Raw genomic sequence first — 20,106 nt, 5'->3', positions numbered from 1 at the left:
AGAGGTCTGCTCTCTAAAAATGGTGGTGTTTTTATATGACAATAAAAGTAGATCATCGTCCTTTATATCTTCGAGTGATTGATCGTATCAAAGAAGACATTGAAAATGGCATATTCAAGGAAAAGGAAAAGCTTCCTTCTGAATTTGAATTAGCCAAATCACTAGGTGTTAGTCGTGCAACATTAAGAGAAGCTCTACGTTTATTGGAAGAAGAAAATGTCATTGTCAGACGACATGGAGTCGGGACTTTTGTTAATTCAAAACCCGTCTTCACGTCTGGTATTGAACAACTTACAAGTGTGTCTTCCATGATTAGGAGAGTTGGTATGGAACCCGGTACTATTTATTTGAGTTCTATGCAATCGCTTCCAACTGAAGAAGACATAAAGCGATTCCAATGTAAAGAAGAGCAATCGATTATTTCAATGGAACGAGTCCGTACTGCAAATGGAGAACCAGTTGTGTATTGTGTCGATAAAGTTCCAAAGAATTACTTGCCTAATGATTTTCTCATTAGAGAAGAAGGCTCTATTTTTACTGCATTGGAGGAATCAGGAGACATACGTGTATCTCATGCGGTCGCATTTATAGACCCTGTAGGATACCATGAAGTTGCTTCGCCAACTTTGAATTGTGAACCGGAAACTTCTTTGCTTGTGTTAAAACAACTTCATTATGATGAAAACGATCGTGTGGTTTTGTATTCGAAAAATTATTTTCGGGCAGATAAATTTAGCTTTCATGTTGTTCGGAAAAGGGTGTAAAATGCTTTAAATTCCTGCTAATAAGAAAAAAGAAAATAATTGGGGGTTTTCATTTTGACAAAACGTAAATTTGGTTTAGGTCTATCACTTGTATTAGCTGCTGGTACAATCCTTGGAGCTTGTGGTGCAAAAGACGAAGAAACAAAAACTTCAACAGGTTCAGAAGGTACAGATACTGGAACTTCAGAAACAAAAGACTTTTCAATCGCTATGGTAACGGACGTTGGTGGAGTAGATGATAAATCATTCAACCAATTAGCATGGGAAGGTATCGAAGCATTCGGTAAAGAAAATGGCCTTGAAAAAGGTGACGGCGGCTACGATTACCTTCAATCTTCATCGGACGCTGATTATATCACAAACTTAAATAGCTTAGTACGTCGTGATTTCGATGTAGTTTATGGAATCGGTTTCTTAATGGAAGAACCAATTGGTAATATTGCAGATCAACAACCAGATGCACAACTTGCTATTATTGATGCTATTGTTGATAAACCAAATGTTGCTTCTGTAATGTTCAAAGAGCAAGAAGGTTCTTTCTTAGCGGGTGTGGCAGCTGCATTAATGTCTGAATCCAAACAAATTGGTTTCGTTGGAGGAATGGAAATTCCAGTTATCGAACGTTTCGAAGCAGGATTCGTTGAAGGTGTAAAAGCTGTAGATCCAAGTATTAAAGTAGATGTACAATACACTGGTAAATTCGATGATGCAGCTCTTGGTAAAACAACTGCTAACCGTATGTATTCTTCAGGCATTGATATTATTTTCCACGCAGCTGGCGGTACTGGTAACGGTGTATTCGCAGAAGCTAAAGAACGTAAAACAAAAGATCCAAATGCAAATGTATGGGTAATCGGAGTTGACTCTGACCAATACGAAGAAGGTGCTGTTGGTGATAAGAACATTACACTTACATCTATGCAAAAACGTGTAGATGTTGCAGTACAAACAATTGCAAAAGAAGCAATGGATGGAAACTTCCCTGGTGGGAAAACAGTAACTTATGGTTTAGCAGAAAAAGGGGTACAGCTTGCTGATTCACGTGGAGCTATTCCACAAGATATTCTAGACCAAATCGAAGAATACTCTAAAAAAATTGTTGATGGTGAAATTACTGTTCCTGAAACAGTAGAATAATTTGCTTTTCTAACATCATAAAGGCCGATGGTTATCGGTCTTTATGATGTTTTAATTAATAGAAGAAAGATTTTAAAAAATTTAAGTGTTTATTGCATTGTATAGAACTTAAACTTACAAGATTTAAAATCTTTCCTGTATTAATTTTTGTACTGGGGATTCCGTTTGAAGTAGAAGAGTAATAAGAACGATTAGATCGGGATGAATTGTATGATGAGGCTACACTATTAGTAAAAATAGGGGAACTTCTTCGAATCCACTAATCGAGAGATGCTTTAGAGTGGGCTATTGTCGAGCTGCCAGAATTATGGATCATCTCGGTTTGTATGAAATAGTAGGACCTCATAAAGGAAATAAGCCACGTCAAGTACTTGTTATGAAAAACGCCTTAGATACTGATTCTATATGACAAAACGATTACAAATAGATCAAGTTTCTGTTAAGTTAATAGTTAAAAAATTTATAAAAGTATTTATTTCGCCAATTAAAAGTGTTATAGTATGACTGATTAGTAGGAATGTTTTACATCAGAGGTCTGATCTCTAAAAATGGTGGTGTTTTTATATGACAATAAAAGTAGATCATCGTCATTTATATCTTCAAGTGATTGATCGTATAAAAGAAGACATTGAAAATGGCATATTCAAGGAAAAGGAAAAGCTTCCTTCTGAGTTTGAATTAGCAAAATCATTAGGTGTCAGTCGTGCAACCTTAAGAGAAGCTTTACGTCTTTTGGAAGAAGAAAATGTAATTGTCAGACGACATGGAGTAGGGACATTTGTTAATTCAAAACCTGTCTTCACGTCGGGTATTGAACAGCTTTCGAGTATTTCTTCTATGATTCGAAGCGCGGGTATGGAACCAGGTACAATTTATCTGAGTTCGATGCAATCGCTTCCAACTGAAGAAGATATGAATCGCTTTGAATGTAAGGACAAGCATTGGATTATTTCAATGGAGCGAGTCCGTACTGCAAATGGCGAACCGGTTGTGTATTGTGTGGATAAAGTTCCTAAAAAATACTTGCCAGGTGATTTTCTCCTAAGAGAAGAAGGTTCTATTTTTTCAGCGCTAGAGGAATCTGGGGAAATTCGTGTATCTCATGCGGTAGCATACATCGATCCTGTTGGATACCATGAAGTTGCTTCTCCTACACTAAATTGTGCACCGGAGACGTCTTTGCTTGTATTAAAACAACTGCATTACGATGAAAATGATTGTGTGGTATTGTATTCGAAAAATTATTTTCGAGCAGATAAATTTAGCTTTCATGTTGTTCGGAAAAGGTTGTAAAATGTTTCAATTCCTGCTAATAAGAAAATAGATGGAGGTTTTCATTTTGACAAAACGTAAATTTGGTTTAGGTCTTTCACTTGTACTAGCTGCTGGTACGATTCTTGGCGCTTGTGGTACAAAAGACGATGAGAAAGCATCAACTGGTTCTGAAGGTACAGACAAAGGTACTACAGAATCAACAGATTTCTCTATTGCAATGATCACGGATGTTGGTGGAGTAGATGATAAATCTTTTAACCAATCAGCTTGGGAAGGTTTTCAAGCATGGGGTGAAGAGCATGGTCTTGAAAGAGGCGATGGTGGTTTTGACTATCTTCAATCGGCAGGAGACGCTGATTACGTAACAAACTTAAATAACTTAGTCCGTCGTGATTTCGACATCGTTTATGGTATTGGTTTCTTATTAGAAGAGCCGATTGCAACAATTGCGGACCAAAAACCGGATAATAAATTCGTTATTCTTGATGGTGTTGCGGATAGACCAAACGTTGTTTCTGTATTGTTTAAAGAACAAGAGGTAGCATACCTTGCTGGTGTTGCAGCTGCACTTATGTCAGAAACTAAACAAGTTGGTTTCGTTGGAGGAATGGAAATTCCAGTTATCGAACGTTTCGAAGCAGGATTCGTTGAAGGTGTTAAAGCAGTAGATCCAAGTATTAAAGTAGATGTACAATACACTGGTAAATTTGATGATGCTGCACTTGGTAAAACAACTGCTAACCGTATGTATTCTTCAGGTGTAGATATTATTGCACACGCTGCTGGTGGTACTGGTAACGGTGTATTTGCGGAAGCAAAAGAACGTAAAACAAAAGATCTGAATGCAAATGTATGGGTAATCGGAGTTGACTCTGACCAATACGAAGAAGGTGCTGTTGGTGATTCTAACGTAACACTTACTTCCATGTTGAAAAAAGTTGGAACTGCGGTACAAGATGTTGCGAATGATGCAATGGCTGGAAACTTCCCAGGTGGTACTACTTTAACTTATGGACTAGCTGAAAATGGCGTTGAACTTGCTGATTCACGTGGGGCTATTCCACAAGAAATTTTAGACCAAATCAAAGAGTATTCCGATAAAGTTGCTTCTGGTGAAATTACTGTTCCTGAAACAGTTGAATAATTAGTTATACGAACATCATAAAGATCGATGTGAATCGGTCTTTATGATATTTTAATTAATAGATGAAAGATTTTAAAAATTTAAAGTCTTTCCTGTATTAATTTTGTACTAGTATAGTAGGGAGTGAATTCATTGGAATATGTAATAGAGATGATAGGCATTCGAAAAGAGTTTGGATCATTTGTTGCGAATGATAATATTACTCTCCAATTAAAAAAAGGAGAGATTCATGCTCTTCTAGGGGAAAATGGAGCTGGAAAATCCACTCTCATGAATGTGCTATTTGGTCTATATCAACCGGAAGCCGGCGAGATAAAAGTAAAAGGGAAGACTGTGAAAATAACGGATCCAAACGTAGCAAACGACCTTGGAATTGGTATGGTTCATCAGCATTTTATGCTTGTAGAAAATTTCACTGTAACAGAAAACATTATTTTAGGGAACGAACTAACGAAAAGCGGTGTTATCGACATTAAAGATGCTGCGAAAAAAATCCAATCCCTATCAGAAATGTATGGGTTGGCGGTTGATCCTTACGCTAAAATTGAAGATATATCTGTTGGTATGCAACAACGTGTGGAAATTTTAAAAACACTATATCGAGGAGCAGAGATATTAATATTCGATGAACCGACTGCATCTCTTACTCCCCAAGAAATAATTGAGCTCATTCAAATTATGAAAAGACTCATTCAAGAAGGAAAATCAATTATTATCATCACGCACAAACTAAAAGAGATTATGGACGTTTCAGACAGAGTAACCGTTATCCGTAAAGGAGAAGGAATTGGAACCGTTATCACGGCTGAAACGAATCCTAATGAACTTGCCTCTCTAATGGTTGGTAGACAAGTAGATTTTACAACTGTTAAAGTGGATGCGAATCCTAGTGATGATGCTTTAGTTATAAAAAATCTAGTTGTTACCGATTATCGTGGTGTGGAAAGAGTAAAAGATTTGAGTTTAACAGTGCGTAAAGGTGAGATTTTAGGTATTGCTGGAATTGATGGAAATGGCCAATCCGAGTTAATAGAAGCCATTGCCGGATTAAGAAAGTCAAAAAGCGGCTCCATCTCGATCAATGGACAAGATATAACGAATAAGAAGCCTCGTAAAGTGACGGAATCAGGTATTGGACATATACCACAGGACCGTCATAAACATGGACTAGTATTGGATTTCCCAATTGGACATAATATTGCTTTACAAACTTATTATGAAAATCCAATTTCTAAAAATGGAATTATGAATTATGGAAAAGTTTCAGAATTAGCACAGAAAATCATTAGAGAATATGATGTGCGAACGCAAGGAGAATATACTCCGGCGCGTGCTTTATCGGGGGGTAACCAACAAAAAGCGATTATTGGTCGAGAAATCGAACGTAACCCAGAGTTATTAATCGCAGCTCTTCCAACTAGGGGATTAGATGTTGGTGCAATTGAATTTATCCATCAACGATTAATCGAGCAACGAGATAAAGGAAAAGCGGTACTATTACTGTCGTTTGAACTAGATGAAGTAATGAATGTATCGGATCGTATCGCGGTTATTCATGATGGACATATAGTCGACACTGTATTGCCAAAAGAAACAACTGAGCAAGAATTAGGTCTGTTAATGGCAGGTCAAAGCACAAGAGAAAAAGTGACAAAACAGGGGGATAATAAGCATGCCGAATAGAGTAGTTAATATACTTGTCCCTGTTATTTCCGTTATATTAGGTTTACTTGTAGGAGCAGTAGTGATGGTAGTAAGTGGATACGATCCAATTGCAGGTTATTCTGCACTTTGGAATGGTATTTTTGGAGATTCCTATACAATAGGAGAAACTATCCGCCAAATAACTCCGTACTTATTATCAGGGTTAGCAGTTGCGTTTGCTTTCCGTACAGGACTATTTAATATCGGGGTAGAAGGACAATTGTTAGTCGGTTGGTTTGCAGCTGCATATGTGGGAATTGCGTTCGATCTACCAATGTATATCCATTTACCATTAGCGATTATCGCTGCTGCAGTAGCAGGTGGTTTGTGGGCATTTATACCTGGTCTTTTAAAAGCCAAATTACAAGTGCATGAAGTTATTGTAACGATTATGATGAACTACATTGCGCTTCATACGACAAATGTACTTACACGAATGGTTGCCAATGGCAAAGAAACGACAGGTACTATTAAAGAAACGGCTTCTTTGAAATCAGTATTTTTTGAAAGTTTAACAGATTATTCGAGATTGCATTATGGTATCTTCATTGCACTGGCAATGGTATTTGTGATGTGGTTCATATTAGAAAAAACGACGACTGGTTTTGAATTGAAGGCAGTTGGATTCAATAAGAATGCATCTGAGTATGCTGGTATGAATGTAAATAAAAATATTATCCTTTCGATGGTTATTTCCGGAGCATTTGCAGGTTTAGCAGGTGCGATGGAAGCGCTTGGTACATTCCAATATGCGAGTGTAAAAGGTGGCTTTACGGGAATCGGATTTGACGGAATAGCAGTAGCTCTTTTAGGTGCAAATACGCCGCTCGGGGTAGTCTTCGGTGCAACCTTATTCGGTGCGTTGAAATTTGGCTCATTAAATATGCCAAATGCGGCCGGTATACCGGTTGAAATCGTTTCGATTGTTATCGCGCTTATTATTTTCTTTGTAGCATGTGGTTACATTATTCGCTATTTCCTTGTAAAGACGAACAAGAAAAAGGAGGCGAAATAACATGAGCTTTTTAGAGGTTCTATATTTCATTATTCCGTCGGCCATATTTTATGCCGCTCCGCTAGTCTTTACAGCAATCGGTGGGGTTTTCTCCGAACGTTCCGGTGTTGTTAATATCGGACTTGAAGGTTTAATGGTAATGGGGGCATTTATCGGCATTATTTTCAACCTTACATTTGTCGATACTTTCGGTTCGATGACTCCATGGGTGTCCATAGTTGCAGCAATGATTGTCTCTGGTATATTTGCAATTATGCATGCGGTAGCAACTATTTCCTTCCGTGCAGATCAAACGATTTCCGGTGTAGCGATCAATATGCTAGGTGTCGCAATTGCATTGTTCTCTGTTAAAATGATTTATGGTAAAGGGCAAACAGATTATATTCAAGAACGTTTCGTCCGATTCGATATTCCTTTTTTAAGTGATATTCCAGTTCTGGGACCTATGTTTTTTAAAGATGTTTATTCGACATCCATTTTAGCTTTTATCGTAGCAATCGGTGCGTGGTTTGTTATTTATAAAACACCGTTTGGTTTACGTCTTCGCGCAGTAGGGGAGCACCCAATGGCTGCGGACACGATGGGTGTTAATGTTACGAAAATGCGCTATATTGCGGTTATTTTATCGGGGATGCTTGCAGGAGTCGGTGGAGCAGTTTATGCACAAGCTATTTCTGGGGAATTTAGTCATACAACGATTAATGGACAAGGGTTCATGGCACTTGCTGCGATGATTTTCGGGAAATGGCATCCACTAGGAGCGCTTGGAGCAGCATTATTCTTCGGTTTTGCGCAGGCATTAAGTATTATTGGTGGGCAAATTCCATATATCGATCAAATACCGAGCTATTACTTGCATATCTTACCATATGTATTGACGATTTTAGCGGTAGCTGGATTTATCGGAAAAGCACATGCACCAAAAGCCAGTGGTGTACCATATATTAAAGGAAAACGATAAAACGTGAGGGACCAATTAAATTTGGTCCCTTTTTGTTTGTACAGTTATAAGGACTACATGTATAGTAAAATGGTATAAGAGATAAACTAGAAGAAAAAGGGGGATCACAACATGTTTCAACAATTCGAACTTGCCCAAGGCGTTAAGCTTTATGTAAGACCGACCGAACAATTTAAAACGATTAATATATCGTTCAAATGGAAACAACAATTAACCGAGGAACAAGCAGCGATCCGTGCTGTTTTAGCGAATGTATTGCAGTATAGCAATGCCGAATATGAAACTAATGCAGATTTTCGTAAACGTTTAGATGATTTATATGGTGCTGTATTATATTTTGATACAGGGAAAAAAGGCGCCCATCATATTTTTTCACTGAATGCGGAAACGGTAAATGATGCTTATTTATCCAACGAAAAAGTAGTAGATGAAGTCTTCAACTTATTACATACCGTCTTATTTAAACCAAGGTTGGTAGATGGAAAATTTGTAGATTCAATTGTCACTAGAGAAAAAGATCAAGTCGTCGAACGTATACAATCGATGTATGACGACAAAACAAGATATGCGCAGCAACGTTTGCTAGAGAATATTCGCCCAAATCACCCTGCTTCTATTTCTGCAAATGGTACAGTTAAGGCAGTAAAAGCTGTAACAAACGAACAACTTGTAGCGATGCACCAAACCATTCTAACAGAAGATAATTTGTCCATATATGTTGTTGGAGATGTAAATGTAGAAGAAATCAAAGAAAAAATAGCTAGCCATTTTCCATTTACAGCTCGATCCACCGAACTGTCACGTGACGTAGAGGCAGCAAAGGTATCTACCGAAAATGGGTTCTTACATGAAATACAAGATATGAAACAAGGAAAACTGCATATCGCCTATCGTACACCTATTACTTTCTTTTCGGAGGAGTTTCCTGTTATGCAGATGACAAACGGCATTTTAGGAGGCTTTTCACATTCCAAAATATTCATGAACGTGCGAGAAAAAGAAAGCATGGCCTATTATGCGTCTAGTAGTTATGCATCCTTATATGGCTTAATATTTGTCCTAGCAGGAATCGATGCTAATTTACAGGAAAAAGCGGTAAAGTTAATAGATGAACAGTTAAAAACGATGCAAGAAGGAAATATTACAGACCTAGAAATAAATCAAACAAAGTCGATGCTATCAAATCAATTGAAAGAAGCAATGGATTCTGCTCGCGCGCAAATTGAAATTTACGATCAATATAAAGAATTAAATGAGTCGTTTACAGTAGAAGACTGGGTTGCCAAATGGTCCACTGTAACAAAGGAACAAATCAGTCAAATGGCTCAGAAAATAGAAAAGGAATTCGTCTATTTCCTATCTGGTAAGGAAGGTGCAGGCAATGAATGAAACTTATTTTGAACAATTAGAAGAAACGTTATACCATGAGCAATTGCCGAATGGCTTAGAAGTATATATTTTACCGAAAAAGGGATTTTCCAAGACATTTGTAACCTTTTCAACGAAGTATGGATCGATTGACCGTGAATTTATTCCCCTTGGTAAAACGGAACCTGTAATCGTTCCTGATGGTATAGCTCACTTTCTAGAGCATAAAATGTTTGAAAAAGAAGAAGGAGACGTTTTTCAACAGTTTAGTGAAAAAGGTGCTTCAGCCAACGCTTTCACTTCTTTTACAAAAACGACTTATCTATTCTCTTCTACTGATCATGTATTAGATAATACAAAGACTTTACTCGATTTTGTGCAGCAGCCTTATTTCACAGAAGAAACCGTCGAAAAAGAAAAAGGGATCATTGGGCAGGAAATCACCATGTATGATGACCAGCCCGATTGGCGCTTATACTTTGGAGCTATTGAAAATATGTATAAGGACCATCCCGTGAAAATTGATATTGCAGGAACGATAGAGTCTATTGATAAAATTACGGCAGATCATTTATATGAATGCTACAACACGTTTTATCATCCATCTAATATGACAGTATTTGTTGTAGGTGCGGTGAATCCACTGGAAATGATGGATTTTATCAAACAAGACCAAGCGGCGAAAACTTTTGAAGCGCCACAGGAAATTAAACGATTTTTCCCGACTGAACAAACGAATGTTGCTTTTTCAGAGCGCAGCTTGCAAATGGATGTCCAAAAACCAAAAGTTATTTATGGTATTAAGGCAACGAATACCGATATTTCTGGAGAAGAAATGCTGAATTATGAGTTATCCATGCAAGTGGCAATTGAACTCTTATTCGGAAGAACATCTGCATTTTATCAAGACGTTTATGAAAAAGGATTAATCGATGAATCGTATTCAGCAGACTTTTCAATGGAAAAAGGATACGGATTTACGATGATCGGCTCGGATACCGTTAACCCGGAACAACTTGTCGAGAAAATTAAACAATCGATTCAATCATTAGCAAAAGAAGGACAGTTTACGGAAGAGGATTTAAAGCGGGTTACACGTAAAAAAATTGGCTTTTTCTTACGTGCATTGAATTCAATCGAATACATCGCAAACCAATTTACAAGATACTCCTTTAACGATATGAATTTATTTGACGTTGTACCAGCCCTTGAAAATCTTAAGCTGGAACAAGTGATGCAGGCACTGGAATCTTTGAAGGATGAACAGACACACACTGTATTCAAGGTCGTTCCATTCGAGAAAAACGGTAATGAATAAAAAGTTTGCATTAGTGTTAGGGGCTTCAGGAGAAATAGGGGACACCATTTGTCGTAGCCTAGCTGAAGCAGGGTGGTCCCTATATCTACATTATTCAAGCAATAAAATGCGTGTAAGCACGCTTATGGAAGATTTGGAGCGTTTATACCCGACACAAGAATTTATGCTTATACAAGCGGATATGAGGGAACCCGGCTCTATTGAAAAACTAGCAAATTCAATCTTTTCCCTTCATTCTATTGTTTTCGCTCATGGGCATAGCTTATATAAAGGGTTGGAAGAAACTCCGCTAGAAGATATACGTCAGTTATTTCTAGTCCATGTGGAACATCCGATGTTTCTATTAGGTAAAGTGACACCGAAGCTTCGAAAACATCTGCATAGCTCGATTATTTTCGTTGGATCTATTTGGGGGGAGACGGGGGCTTCCTATGAAGCGGCATACTCTGCTGCAAAGGGAGCCCAGCATGCATTTGTGAAAGCTTATGCAAAAGAAGTCGCACATTCTAAGATTACGGTAAATGCGGTAGCACCAGGTTTTATCGATACGAAGATGAATATGCATGTGGAAACCGAAGCTCGGACGTTATTATTAGAAGAAATACCTGCAGGCGTTTTTGGTACAACACAAAACGTTGCGGATGCGGTCGTTTTTTTAGCTAGCGAAAAAGCAAACTATATTACTGGCCAAATTATCCGTATTAACGGCGGATGGTATATTTAAGTAGTATTTTTAGAGAGAAGAGAGAGAATCGTGCTCTTTTCTTTTTTCTTTTATTCGCCTCGAAATTCATATATGATAGAACTTATAATAGGTAAATAACGTCATCTAACGAGAGAGGACAGATATGTATGGCAAGTGAGTGGTTTTTTGAATACGAGATTCAAATAAATCGTCCAGGTCTTTTAGGGGATATTGCTTCATTACTTGGGATGCTTCGTGTAAATATTGTTACGATTAATGGCGTAGATGAAGGCAGACGTGGTATGCTTATTAAAGCAGAAAAAAAGGAAAATATTGAACGCTTTGAACATATTGCTTCGACAATGGAAACGATCCAATTGACTAAATATAGGGAACCGAAGTTAAGAGATCGGTTGGCAGTGCGTCATGGTCGCTATATTCAACGAGATGCAGATGACAAAAAAACATTCCGATTTGTCCGCAATGAGTTGGGAATTTTAGTGGACTTCATGGCTGAAATTTTTAAACAAGAAGGCCATAAGTTGATTGGCATTAGGGGAATGCCACGTGTCGGTAAAACAGAATCGGTTGTCGCTGCAAGCGTTTGTGCAAATAAAAAGTGGATTTTTCTTTCTTCTACCATGATTAAACAAACCATCAGAAGCCAACTTATAGGGGACGAGTTTAGCGATCGCAATATTTTCATCCTCGATGGCATTGTGACAAGGAATTCAAATGATGAAAAACATCAAATGTTAGTAAGGGAAATGATGCGAATGCCTACGATTAAAGTAGTAGAGCATCCAGATATGTTCATTCAACACTCCGAGTATTCTATTGATGATTTTGATTATATTATTGAGCTTCGTCACAATCCCGAAGAAGAGATTTCGTATGAAATGATGGAGAAAAACCACAGCATGTCGGATAAAGGAATGAGTGGATTCGGCGGATTTGGTGGATTTAATTTTTAACGGGCAGGTGTTTTAGTTGACGGAACTTGGCGCTCGCTTAAAAGAAGCGAGATTAGCAAAAGGTTATAGTATTGATGATTTACAAGAAATAACAAAAATTCAAAAAGGTATTTAACTGGTATAGAAGAAGGAAATTATGCCACAATGCCTGGCGCATTTTATGTGCGCGCATTTATAAAGCAATACGCAGAGGCAGTCGGTTTGAACGGAGACGAGCTTTTGGAGTCGTATAAAACTGATATCCCTTCTCCTACAAATGACGACGTTTCTAAAAGTATTCCTGCGACGCCCTCTAGAAGAAGTTTAGGTGGACGTACGTCGAATAAATTTATGGAAGCTTTCCCAATGATTGTTGTTGCACTGTTCATCATTGCAATTATTGTAATTGTTTGGATTTTATATCAAAATAAACCCGAAGATTCCAAAGATGTGGTGGAACCAAATGATAATGTGGTGATTGAACAAAAACCTCAATCAGAGCACAATACAAAAGATCCAGTCGTGGAAGAACAGGAAAAAGAAGAGCCAGAAGAGCCGGTGGAGGAAGAAGTAGTAGAAGAAGAGCCTGTTGCCGAAGAGCAGCTTACTTTTGTGGAAACACAAGGGGAAACGTCTACGTATAATTTAACTGGTGGAGAAAACTATGTATTGAAAGTAGTTGCGACGAACAAAACTTGGTTGAACATAAGAGATCAGGACAATAAGATTTTGGTAGACCAAGCAGTTAGCGCTGGTGAGACATTCGAATTAGACGTGACTAACTCATCAAAAGTTCGAGTACGCCTCGGTTCGACTCCTGGTAATACCGTGTCTATCAATGACCAAGTAGTTGAATTTCCAACAGATATGGTTACGCAAAACTTAGTCATACAGTTTCAAAAATAGTCATCTTATAGATGGCTATTTTGTTTGAAAGTGAAAGGAGTTACATATAAATGAATATACCGAATCAAATAACGATGTTCCGAATTTTTTTAATACCAGTATTTATGTTGTTTATGCTTGTCCCTTTTAACTGGGGTGATATTAGCTTTCTTGGTGCAACAATTCCGATGGGACATTTAATCGGAGCGATAATTTTTATAGTTGCATCGATTACAGACTTTATTGATGGTTACTATGCAAGAAAACATAACTTAGTAACGAATATGGGAAAATTTTTGGATCCACTGGCAGATAAGTTGCTAGTGTCTGCTGCTCTCATTATTTTAGTGCAGCTGGGTTCAGCTCCAGCTTGGGTAGTTATTTTAATCATTAGCCGTGAGTTTGCGGTAACAGGGCTACGTTTGATCCTTGCTAACGAAGGAGAAGTCGTAGCTGCCAACCAGCTTGGCAAGATTAAAATGTGGACACAAATTATCGCAGTTTCTTCTTTATTATTAGGAAATGTGTTTTTTGAAATGTTCCATATTCCGTTTGATATGATTATGCTGTATGTTTGTTTACTCTTTACTGTATGGTCCGGTTTTGATTATTTTTATCTAAATCGTAGAGTGTTACTGGATTCTAAGTAGGAAGGAAGTTTTTTATGAAAGCTGAAATTATTGCGGTAGGTTCCGAATTATTATTAGGTCAAATTTCCAATACAAATGCTCGGTTCATCTCTTCTCAGCTAGCGGAGTTAGGAATCGATGTTTATTATCATAGTGTTGTTGGTGATAATCCCGACCGCTTGGTAGAATCTATTAAAATTGCGGAGAATCGAGCAGATCTGATTATTTTTACAGGAGGATTGGGGCCTACAAAAGATGATTTAACGAAAGAGACAATTTCGAAACATCTAAACAAAAACCTTGTATTAGATCAACATGCTCTCATTTATATTGAAGATTTTTTCAAGCGCATGAACCGAAATATGACAGAAAACAATAAAAAACAAGCACTTGTTTTAGAAGGCTGTACTGTTTTAGAAAATAAGCACGGAATGGCACCTGGAATGTTTTTATCGACGGAAACGCATTCGTATATTCTACTACCAGGCCCACCGAAAGAAATGGAGCCAATGTTCCAATTCGAAGCGAAACCTATCCTTTCTAAGCTACTACATAATGAATCCATTATTAAGTCACATGTTATGCGATTTTATGGCATTGGAGAAGCAGAGCTAGAAACCGAAGTCCAAGATTTATTGTACAATCAAACGAACCCAACGCTTGCACCACTAGCGTCTGACGGAGAAGTTACCTTACGATTAACGGCTAAAAGTGAAACAGAGGAAGAGGCTTGGAAACTTATTGATGTCTTACAAACGGAGATTTACAATCGTGTAGGAAAGTTTGTGTATGGCTATAATAATGATTCCCTTGCATCAAAGCTTCGAGATATTTTGGTTGAAAATAATTTAACGATCTCTGCCGCAGAAAGTATGACAGCAGGACTTTTTCAAGCGGAGCTTGCTGCAGTTTCAGGTATGGGGCAGGCACTAGTTGGTGGTATGATTACGTATACAGAGGATATAAAGATACAGCAATTAGGCGTAAATGAAGACACGATTAACGAATTCACCGTAGTATCTAGTCAATGTGCAGAGGAAATGGCTATGCGTGTAAGAGAGAAGTTTGATACTAATATTGGTGTTGGCATTACAGGAGCAGCTGGTCCAGACGGGCACGGTGGTCAACCGGCAGGTACAGTTTGGATTGGTATCGCTTTTGACGATGCGGCACCTGTTTCTTACAAGTTAAGCCTATCAGGTATGCGAAATACAAACAGATTAAGAGCTGTAAAGTTTACCATCCATTATTTAATACGCTTACTGCATGATCGAGGACTATAGAAATTGAATTTTGAACATAGAAAACAGCCCTAAATTGAATTTTGGGCTGTTTTTAGTAACTAAAATGAAATAGACGCAAAAATGAACGAATAAACGTTCGCTTTTTTCTTGTGTATTTCTCAAAAACCTAGTATAGTAGAGATAGAAATAAAAATCAGAGAATCTTCTAAGGAGGAAATATAGTTGGCTAATGATCGTAAAGCAGCGCTCGATATGGCGTTAAAACAAATAGAAAAGCAATTCGGTAAAGGTTCCATTATGAAATTAGGAGAAAAAACGGACCGTGAAATATCTACTTCTTCAAGTGGTTCTTTAGCACTTGATGCAGCATTAGGAATAGGCGGATATCCAAGAGGCCGTATTATCGAAATATACGGTCCAGAAAGTTCGGGTAAAACAACTGTTGCACTTCACGCGATTGCAGAAGTACAAAAAAATGGCGGTCAAGCAGCATTTATCGATGCAGAGCATGCATTAGACCCAGTTTACGCTCAAAAACTAGGTGTAAATATTGATGAATTACTTTTATCACAACCAGATACTGGAGAGCAGGCGCTTGAAATTGCAGAAGCATTAGTTCGAAGCGGTGCTGTAGAAATTTTAGTAATTGACTCAGTAGCTGCCCTTGTTCCAAAAGCAGAGATTGAAGGGGAAATGGGAGATTCACACGTTGGTCTTCAAGCTCGACTAATGTCTCAAGCATTACGTAAACTTTCAGGTGTTATTAACAAATCTAACACGATTGCAATCTTCATCAACCAAATTCGTGAAAAAGTTGGAGTAATGTTCGGAAATCCAGAAGTCACTCCAGGTGGACGCGCACTTAAATTCTATAGTTCCGTACGTTTAGAAGTAAGACGCGCAGAAGCAATTAAGCAAGGCACGGATATTATGGGGAACAAAACGAAAGTTAAAGTAGTTAAAAACAAAGTAGCGCCACCATTTAGAACAGCTGAAGTAGATATTATGTACGGAGAAGGAATTTCGCAAGAAGGAGAAATTATCGATCTTGGTTCAGAAATGGACATCATCCAAAAAAGCGGTTCTTGGTATGCATACAACGAAGAACGTTTAGGACAAGGTAGAGAAAATGCAAAACAATTCCTAAAAGAAAATCCAACTATTAAAAGCGAAATCGCTTTGAAAATCCGCGAATCTCTAGGACTTGCTGCATCTTCTTATACAATTGCAGGTCACGAACCTGAAGAAGAAGACGAAGAGTTTGAATTACTATTAGATGAAGAATAAAATAATCAAAGTCTCTCAACTTGTTGAGGGACTTTTTTTGATATTTTAGCATTCGTTTTAAAGGATAATACGCAATAATAAGTTTGCACTAGGATTCAGAACCGCTGAGCTACATTTTAATAGCCTAGCTGGAGCACTGGTCAAAATTCCAATTTAATCAAGATTCGCTTGCTTTAAATTCCAGTATGTGGTTTTACACGACATAGTAAGCATCAAACACGACAAAACCAATCTAGCGAATTCTTTTTACTTAGCAGGTGGATTATAGCAAACTATAGAACAGTATCCTTATAGCATATGCCCTATTCATTGCTGTCTCACTCTAACTGTACTTGCTATATGAAAAGTTGGTTGCTTTCGAGGTTAATTTAGTTGCTCATAGATAAGAATTGATTGCTCTTATCCATTTTTTGGGGGTTAATTATCCAATATTATTTTTGGGATTTAGCGCGCTGGCGTTAGCGACAAAACTGTACGTCGAACGACCACGCAAAGCAAAATGTCTTTATACTAAATACTAGCGAATAATCCCTTCAAACTCACTAAGACTTGTAATCCCTATTTAATGAAGTAAGATTTCAGTATTTCTTTTAAAGCAATTACGCATTTTCATAAAAAACCAGGTAGAAACCAATAATATTCCTATCGTTTCCTTGACAGAGTATTTCTACATCTATACAATTAAAATTGTATAATTTCTTTATAAAATAATGAAAAGGCAATACATATATGTACTTTCATATATGAGCCGACTGAAACTTAAAAAGAATAGCAATAGGGGGTGTTCGAATGCCATATGAAATTATCATCTCCGCTTTGCTTGGTCTTTTCGTCGGTGCCGTTGTTGGTTATATTTATCTGAAAAACGTGAACGATTCAAAAGTGACTGGTGCAAAACAATCTTCTGCACTCATCTTAGATGAAGCAAAGCGAGAAGCAGAAGCATTAAAGAAAGAAGCATTACTAGAAGCCAAAGATGAAACTCACCAATTACGAAATGAAGCAGAATCTGACATCCGTGAACGCCGTATGGAACTGCAAAAACAGGAAAATCGGTTATTACAAAGAGAAGAGAACCTTGATCGTAAGGATGATGCTCTAAACAAGAGAGAAGTAGGTCTTGAGCGTAAAGAAGATGCTCTAACCGAAAGACAACAGCATATCGAACGAAAAGAAAGTAAAGTGGACGAGCTTGTTGATAAACAACAAAGTGAACTTGAACGAATTTCTACATTAACACGTGAAGAAGCAAGAGCTGTTATTCTTCAAGAAGTAGAAAATGAGCTGGCTACGGATATCGCTGTTATGACAAAAGAATCGGAGACAAGAGCAAAAGAAGAGGCGGATAAGAAGTCTCGTGAAATTCTTTCACTTGCGTTGCAACGATTTGCAGCTGATCATGTAGCAGAAACAACCGTTTCCGTTGTTAATCTACCGAATGACGAAATGAAAGGCCGTATCATTGGCCGTGAAGGTCGTAATATTCGTACGCTCGAAACTTTAACTGGCATCGATTTAATCATTGATGATACACCAGAAGCTGTTATACTATCAGGATTTGATCCGATACGAAGAGAAACTGCTCGTCTAGCACTAGAAAAATTAGTGCAAGATGGACGAATTCATCCAGCCCGTATTGAGGAAATGGTAGAAAAATCGAGAAGAGAAGTAGATGAACAGATTCGAGAAATCGGAGAACAAACTACATTTGATGTAGGCGTTCATAATTTACATCCTGACTTGATCAAAATCCTTGGTCGTTTACGTTACCGTACAAGCTACGGTCAAAACGTATTGAAGCATTCAACAGAAGTAGCGGTTTTAGCTGGCTTACTTGCTGCTGAGCTTGGAGAAGATGTAACACTTGCAAGACGTGCAGGATTACTTCACGACATCGGGAAAGCAATTGACCATGAAGTAGAAGGAAGTCATGTTGAAATTGGTGTAGAGCTTGCAACGAAATACAAAGAACATCCAGTTGTTATCAATAGTATTGCATCTCACCATGGCGACACAGAAGCAACTTCTGTTATTGCCGTATTAGTTGCAGCTGCAGATGCATTATCCGCAGCACGACCTGGTGCAAGAAGTGAAACATTAGAAAACTACATTCGTCGTTTAGAGAAACTGGAAGAAATTTCGGAATCCTATGATGGCGTGGAAAAATCTTTTGCGATTCAAGCAGGAAGAGAGATTCGTATTATGGTTCGTCCAGATCAAATCGATGATATTACTGCTCATCGTTTGGCAAGAGATATCCGTAAGCGAATCGAAGAAGAACTAGATTATCCTGGTCATATTAAAGTAACTGTTATTCGAGAAACAAGAGCTGTAGAATACGCAAAATAGAAGGAAGGCTTCTACTAAGAAGCCTTTTTTTCGTTAAGGAAGTGGGTAAATAATGAAGATTTTATTTATAGGAGATATCGTTGGTTCGATTGGTAGGGATACACTAGAAAGTTATTTACCAAGATTAAAAAGAAAATATAATCCAGATGTTGTCATTGCAAATGGTGAAAATGCTGCGGCTGGTCGCGGCATTACGAAGAAAATTTTTCAAGACCTGCTATATATGGGTGTAGATGTGGTTACGATGGGTAACCATACTTGGGATCAAAAAGAAATTATGGACTTTATTGATGATACGGATTATTTGATTCGTCCTGCCAATTTTTCAGAAGAAGCACCAGGAAAAGGGATGACGTCTGTAACGAAAAATGGGCAAACTATTTCGGTAATTAATATGCATGGTAGAACATTCTTGCCACCTCATGATGATCCATTTAAAAAAGCGACAGAGCTAGTAGAAGAAGCGAAGAAATTATCACCAATTGTTTTTGTTGATTTTCATGCGGAAGCAACAAGTGAAAAAATTGCTTTTGGTTGGCATCTAGATGGGAAAGCATCAGTCGTTGTAGGAACGCATACACATGTGCAAACAGCAGACTCTCGTATATTACCAGGCGGTACAGCGTATATAACTGACGTTGGAATGACCGGGCCTTACGATGAAGTATTAGGGATGAAAAAAGAGGATGTATTATATCGTTTTCAAACGAATTTGCCGACTCGTTTTGAAGTACCGAAAAGTGGTCGTTCCGTATTAAGTGGTTTTTTCGTAGAAGTAGATAATGCTACGGGGAAAGCTGTTCACCAAGAACGAGTTTATATTAATGATGATTATCCATTTCAAGGCTAATAGAGTCTAAATAATCACTCCGAAGCATAAGGTAGGTTATGGACGAAAGCAAGTTCATAATCTAGCTATAAAAGGAGAAATGATAGTGGATTCTTTAAAAGTATCTTCTCGTTCTAACCCCAATTCAGTTGCTGGAGCACTTGTTGCAGTAATTAGAGAACAAGGGTATGCAGAGATGCAAGCAGTAGGGGCAGGCGCACTAAATCAGGCAATTAAGGCAATTGCCATCGCAAGAGGATTTGTTGCACCTAGTGGTACAGACTTAACTTGTTCACCTGCTTTCACAGATATCATCATATCGGGTGAAGATCGAACTGCTTTGAAGTTATTAGTAGAGAAAAAGGTAAAATAACCGTGAAGTCGCTACTGTAAAACGTAGCGACTTCATTTTATTTATTAGAATATATTGTGACGATTTGATTCCGTCAAAGGTCTGATTTTGAGGAAAAACATTGTGAATACATAGTGAATCGTACTACTTCATGGTAAACTTATGAAGGTAAAAAAACATTTAATAATAGAAAATAGTATTCAACGA

General features: G+C 37.8%; 20 protein-coding genes. All 20 read left to right on the top strand.

Features of this window, described 5'->3' with window-relative positions; translation table 11 throughout:
• The first annotated feature begins 35 nt into the window (after positions 1-35).
• Positions 36-764: a GntR family transcriptional regulator gene (locus OR571_RS19485; RefSeq protein ID WP_282245292.1), complete on the top strand. Its 729-nt coding sequence runs from the start codon at positions 36-38 to the stop codon at positions 762-764.
• A 54-nt stretch (positions 765-818) separates the two neighbouring features.
• A complete protein-coding gene (locus OR571_RS19480) occupies positions 819-1,901 on the top strand; it encodes a BMP family lipoprotein (RefSeq protein ID WP_282245290.1) in 1,083 nt (360 codons plus the stop codon).
• Between the two features lie 226 nt (positions 1,902-2,127).
• Entirely contained in the window at positions 2,128-2,310 is a 183-nt protein-coding gene (locus OR571_RS23020; protein ID WP_481900425.1) for a DNA translocase FtsK, read from the top strand.
• A 155-nt stretch (positions 2,311-2,465) separates the two neighbouring features.
• Positions 2,466-3,194: a GntR family transcriptional regulator gene (locus OR571_RS19475; RefSeq protein WP_282245288.1), complete on the top strand. Its 729-nt coding sequence runs from the start codon at positions 2,466-2,468 to the stop codon at positions 3,192-3,194.
• Positions 3,195-3,240: 46 nt separating this feature from the next.
• Positions 3,241-4,320, top strand: coding sequence for a BMP family lipoprotein (locus tag OR571_RS19470; protein WP_282245286.1), 1,080 nt, complete (start codon positions 3,241-3,243; stop codon positions 4,318-4,320).
• A gap of 132 nt (positions 4,321-4,452) precedes the next feature.
• Positions 4,453-6,003, top strand: a complete 1,551-nt coding sequence (locus tag OR571_RS19465) for an ABC transporter ATP-binding protein (protein WP_282245283.1) — start codon at positions 4,453-4,455, stop codon at positions 6,001-6,003.
• Positions 5,993-7,039, top strand: coding sequence for an ABC transporter permease (locus tag OR571_RS19460; protein WP_282245280.1), 1,047 nt, complete (start codon positions 5,993-5,995; stop codon positions 7,037-7,039). Before OR571_RS19465 ends, OR571_RS19460 begins: the two co-directional genes overlap by 11 nt.
• A gap of 1 nt (position 7,040) precedes the next feature.
• Positions 7,041-8,000, top strand: a complete 960-nt coding sequence (locus OR571_RS19455; protein ID WP_282245278.1) for an ABC transporter permease — start codon at positions 7,041-7,043, stop codon at positions 7,998-8,000.
• Positions 8,001-8,111: 111 nt separating this feature from the next.
• Positions 8,112-9,389, top strand: a complete 1,278-nt coding sequence (gene yfmF, locus OR571_RS19450; RefSeq protein WP_282245276.1) for an EF-P 5-aminopentanol modification-associated protein YfmF — start codon at positions 8,112-8,114, stop codon at positions 9,387-9,389.
• Positions 9,382-10,686: an EF-P 5-aminopentanol modification-associated protein YfmH gene (yfmH, locus tag OR571_RS19445; protein ID WP_282245274.1), complete on the top strand. Its 1,305-nt coding sequence runs from the start codon at positions 9,382-9,384 to the stop codon at positions 10,684-10,686. Before yfmF ends, yfmH begins: the two co-directional genes overlap by 8 nt.
• A complete protein-coding gene (ymfI, locus tag OR571_RS19440; protein WP_282245272.1) occupies positions 10,679-11,410 on the top strand; it encodes an elongation factor P 5-aminopentanone reductase in 732 nt (243 codons plus the stop codon). The genes yfmH and ymfI overlap by 8 nt, the downstream gene beginning before the upstream one ends.
• A gap of 128 nt (positions 11,411-11,538) precedes the next feature.
• Positions 11,539-12,345, top strand: coding sequence for a DUF3388 domain-containing protein (locus OR571_RS19435; RefSeq protein ID WP_282245270.1), 807 nt, complete (start codon positions 11,539-11,541; stop codon positions 12,343-12,345).
• 16 nt (positions 12,346-12,361) lie between these two features.
• Positions 12,362-12,460 carry a helix-turn-helix domain-containing protein gene (locus OR571_RS22835; RefSeq protein WP_348775064.1) on the top strand — a complete coding sequence of 33 codons (99 nt, stop codon included), beginning with the start codon at positions 12,362-12,364 and terminating at the stop codon, positions 12,458-12,460.
• A 29-nt stretch (positions 12,461-12,489) separates the two neighbouring features.
• On the top strand, positions 12,490-13,230 hold the full coding sequence (locus OR571_RS19430; protein WP_282245269.1) for a helix-turn-helix domain-containing protein: 741 nt from the start codon (positions 12,490-12,492) through the stop codon (positions 13,228-13,230).
• A 50-nt stretch (positions 13,231-13,280) separates the two neighbouring features.
• The gene (pgsA, locus tag OR571_RS19425; RefSeq protein WP_282245268.1) at positions 13,281-13,859 is read left to right on the top strand and encodes a CDP-diacylglycerol--glycerol-3-phosphate 3-phosphatidyltransferase; all 579 of its coding nucleotides are present in this window, start codon (positions 13,281-13,283) and stop codon (positions 13,857-13,859) included.
• 14 nt (positions 13,860-13,873) lie between these two features.
• The gene (locus tag OR571_RS19420; RefSeq protein ID WP_282245266.1) at positions 13,874-15,121 is read left to right on the top strand and encodes a competence/damage-inducible protein A; all 1,248 of its coding nucleotides are present in this window, start codon (positions 13,874-13,876) and stop codon (positions 15,119-15,121) included.
• A 183-nt stretch (positions 15,122-15,304) separates the two neighbouring features.
• On the top strand, positions 15,305-16,369 hold the full coding sequence (recA, locus tag OR571_RS19415; protein ID WP_142540850.1) for a recombinase RecA: 1,065 nt from the start codon (positions 15,305-15,307) through the stop codon (positions 16,367-16,369).
• A gap of 789 nt (positions 16,370-17,158) precedes the next feature.
• The gene (gene rny / locus OR571_RS19410; RefSeq protein WP_282245264.1) at positions 17,159-18,718 is read left to right on the top strand and encodes a ribonuclease Y; all 1,560 of its coding nucleotides are present in this window, start codon (positions 17,159-17,161) and stop codon (positions 18,716-18,718) included.
• A gap of 52 nt (positions 18,719-18,770) precedes the next feature.
• Positions 18,771-19,568, top strand: coding sequence for a TIGR00282 family metallophosphoesterase (locus OR571_RS19405; protein WP_282245262.1), 798 nt, complete (start codon positions 18,771-18,773; stop codon positions 19,566-19,568).
• An 85-nt stretch (positions 19,569-19,653) separates the two neighbouring features.
• Positions 19,654-19,920: a stage V sporulation protein S gene (locus OR571_RS19400; RefSeq protein WP_093060206.1), complete on the top strand. Its 267-nt coding sequence runs from the start codon at positions 19,654-19,656 to the stop codon at positions 19,918-19,920.
• The last annotated feature ends 186 nt before the right edge of the window (positions 19,921-20,106 follow it).

Source organism: Psychrobacillus sp. NEAU-3TGS, from assembly GCF_029955155.1.
In the GTDB taxonomy this organism is placed as follows: Bacteria; Bacillota; Bacilli; order Bacillales_A; family Planococcaceae; genus Psychrobacillus.
This window is presented reverse-complemented; position numbering and strand designations above follow the sequence as displayed.